Below are 278 nucleotides of genomic sequence, written 5' to 3' on the forward strand. Positions count from 1 at the left end.
TGGTTGCGGGAGCCGGATTTGAACCGACGACCTTCGGGTTATGAGCCCGACGAGCTACCAGGCTGCTCCATCCCGCGTCAGAGGGGCGCATTCTACAGCTTGACGGTTGCTTGTCAAGCTTTTCTAACTTCAGGCTAGCGATGCACATTTTCCGAGGCAAAGAAAAAGGCCACTGTGTTTACAGTGGCCTTTTCTTGAATCTGGTTGCGGGAGCCGGATTTGAACCGACGACCTTCGGGTTATGAGCCCGACGAGCTACCAGGCTGCTCCATCCCGCG

Annotated in this window: 2 tRNA genes; both read right to left on the minus strand. The window is 56.1% G+C overall.

The features are described from left to right. Nucleotides 1–77: transfer RNA gene (locus tag C6A77_RS25195), tRNA-Met, on the minus strand. 124 nt (nucleotides 78–201) lie between these two features. Then, nucleotides 202–278: transfer RNA gene (locus C6A77_RS25200), tRNA-Met, on the minus strand.

It is taken from the genome of Pseudomonas sp. AFG_SD02_1510_Pfu_092, from assembly GCF_003331055.1.
In the GTDB taxonomy this organism is placed as follows: domain Bacteria; phylum Pseudomonadota; class Gammaproteobacteria; order Pseudomonadales; family Pseudomonadaceae; genus Aquipseudomonas.